The organism is Chitinispirillales bacterium ANBcel5, from assembly GCA_029688955.1.
In the GTDB taxonomy this organism is placed as follows: domain Bacteria; phylum Fibrobacterota; class Chitinivibrionia; order Chitinivibrionales; family Chitinispirillaceae; genus Cellulosispirillum; species Cellulosispirillum alkaliphilum.
This window is the reverse complement of the sequence record JARUKZ010000092.1, coordinates 1-2,302: the sequence shown is the minus strand read 5'-3', so window position 1 is coordinate 2,302 and position 2,302 is coordinate 1. Positions and strand designations below refer to the sequence as shown.

The window sequence follows — 2,302 nt, the reverse complement described above, 5'->3', positions numbered from 1 at the left end:
GCCGTTGGGGTTGGTGGTTGAGACCATCACCACCACAGGCCCGTAAACGGTGTATTCCTCTACGGAGAACTTTCCGGTCTTGGCATCGGTGCGGGTTGCAGATACGCTTAGCTTCTGGGATGATATGAGTGTCTTTACCGAGTACATTGCGGGCTGCATCCCTTCGTCTTCTTCTACGGCAAGCACCTTGTGTTTAAGAGCGTTTTCATCACGGTAGAAAAGAGATTGACCTGTAATGCGTGTATACTGGATTACCGATTCAGGGGGTATAAATCTGCACACCGCTTCCTGTAAACCTGTTTTACCTGCACCGCTGCGGCTTAAAACAAGAACTGCAAGCGGATCGGACTGAAGGCGTGATACTGCTGCGATGTAGCACAGAAGCTTGTTTGTCTTTTCTCCGATATAGCCCACTGCATCGAAGTCCTCAACGATTCTTTTAAGCAGGTCTTTACTTTTAAGCGTTTCGAGTGCTTCCTTTTTATCCTCTTCACTCATCTGGACTAGAGCGCTACCATTGCCACGTTCTTTCATGGAGACACGCTCCGCTTCGAGTGCAGATATAAGACTGCTCAGCTCTGCCATCACTGCACTCTGCTGAACCTTGAGATATTTAGTGCAGTTCTCAGCAAAGCCCTCGCGGGATCTGCTATAGTAGAGGTCAAGTGTATCGATCTGGAAGTTTGAGGGCTCATCCTCCCTGTATGCCTTGAGATTAACACGAAGGCGGTCCAGGTTATAGGGGTTGAGGCCGGTTACGCGGTAAGTCAGGATATCACCACGGAAGTAGTGACCATCGTTACCCTGAGCAAGTCTGCAGGGCTTTTCTGTTTTGGATTCTGGCACGGGCTGCGCTCCTTTGTTCATTTTCGCCATCCATCATGTGGCGTATAAGTGAGAGGCTTTCCCGAAAGGAGCGCATATCAAGTTTCACCGGACCGGTAAGGTAAGCCTGGCGAAGTTCACGGCAGCGGTCACCGATAAACACAAACGATACCCTGCGGCGGCCATTATGCTCCAGGTGATCGAGTGAGCACCCGACACTGTGAAGAAAGGCTGCAAGGTACAAATCATTGGTGATTATTGATGCTGAGCGGCGTCGAAGTATGGATTGGGAAGCTGCAGTAAGGTATTTTTCATACATGGATGCGCCTCCTTTCAGGCGTTTATCTTCAGGGCCGACCGGGTAAACTTTGGTAGAGGACACCGGGAGGCCTTTTTTGCTGGTTTTAAAAAAGCTGTCAATAGCTATTTTATACTTTTTTATTTATCTTAAAATATACTTGTTTGTTCTAATGTGCAAGGGTTTAAAAAAATGGGTATGTATTTTTATGATATGAGCTTTGGAACCAGAATAAGAGAACTGCGAAAAGAGCGGGGTTTATCACAGGGTGAACTTGCCCGGAAGCTCGGTACTTCGCAGAAAGTTATTAGCGATTATGAGCGGGAGCGTACAAGTCCACCAAAGGATAAGCTACCAAACATTGCCCGTTTTTTCGGTTTGAGTATAGATACCCTGCTGGATATCGAAGATGAACCGGCGAACGGGAAAAATGGAAAGACCCTTCACGGAAACAAGCGTACACTGAAAGCAATGGAACTGTTTGATCAGCTTGACCCTATTGAGCAGAGAATAATACTTCGACAGATGAAAGCACTGATTGAAGGTAAAAAGCACAAACTGCTTTAAAAACTCCAAGAAAATACTGCAATGAAACTGGTGGTAGCCGGACGCCCTGGGATGTTCGGGTAAATCATCCGGAACCCTCACTTTTACATAATGTGAAATTATACGTTCACCTCCGCCATCCATGAGCTCCGGTACGCCGGGCAGGTGGGCCTAAAAGATTAGCGGCATCGTATAATTAACATTATGCAAACCCCGGCGCCGGAACTGTTCGTACCACCCCGACCCTCAAGGGTACAAGAGTAAGAAACCCCCAAGCATAAGGGGAAAAGGTGCACGGGGAAGACAGGAAAAGGAACGGGCATCCTACTTTTTCCTACCGTGCACCTTTTTCCTAAGTTAGGGGGTTTTCCTGAAAGGGCGGTGGGCGGGGAAGCTACAACACTGCCTGCCGCCACGGAATTTACATAAAATGCCTTATGAGAGATGCGTTATAATAAATCAACACCATATTTAAAGCATGTGTGAAGGCAGGATGCCGAAGCGGACGCATAAGGAATTTTATGTAAAAGCAAGGGCCAGGGATGGCACGAAGCGGCCCTGGGCGGCGGGGACTACATTGCGTTTTATGTTTCCTCTTTTTTCTCAATGCTTCTAATTTTATGAAGACTTTTA

The 2,302-nt window shown here is 47.4% G+C and carries 3 protein-coding genes; 1 reads left to right on the top strand and 2 read right to left on the bottom strand.

Going from position 1 to position 2,302, the window contains the following annotated elements; genetic code table 11:
• Together QA601_18820 and QA601_18815 are read right to left on the bottom strand one after the other, a co-directional pair.
• Positions 1–846: hypothetical protein (locus QA601_18820; protein MDG5817156.1), on the bottom strand; the 846-nt coding region annotated here is incomplete at its 3' end.
• Entirely contained in the window at positions 800–1,144 is a 345-nt protein-coding gene (locus QA601_18815) for a hypothetical protein (protein MDG5817155.1), read from the bottom strand. The genes QA601_18815 and QA601_18820, both read right to left, overlap by 47 nt.
• A 171-nt stretch (positions 1,145–1,315) precedes the next feature.
• Here QA601_18815 and QA601_18810 point away from each other — a divergent pair, with 171 nt between their 5' ends.
• On the top strand, positions 1,316–1,690 hold the full coding sequence (locus tag QA601_18810; protein MDG5817154.1) for a helix-turn-helix transcriptional regulator: 375 nt from the start codon (positions 1,316–1,318) through the stop codon (positions 1,688–1,690).
• The last annotated feature ends 612 nt before the right edge of the window (positions 1,691–2,302 follow it).

What these genes read in the sequence shown, in the direction of transcription:
- QA601_18810 (MDG5817154.1), top strand. Translation starts at nt 1,316, where the DNA reads ATGGGTATGTATTTTTATGATATGAGCTTTGGAACCAGAATAAGAGAA.
- QA601_18815 (MDG5817155.1), bottom strand. Translation starts at nt 1,144, where the DNA reads ATGTATGAAAAATACCTTACTGCAGCTTCCCAATCCATACTTCGACGC.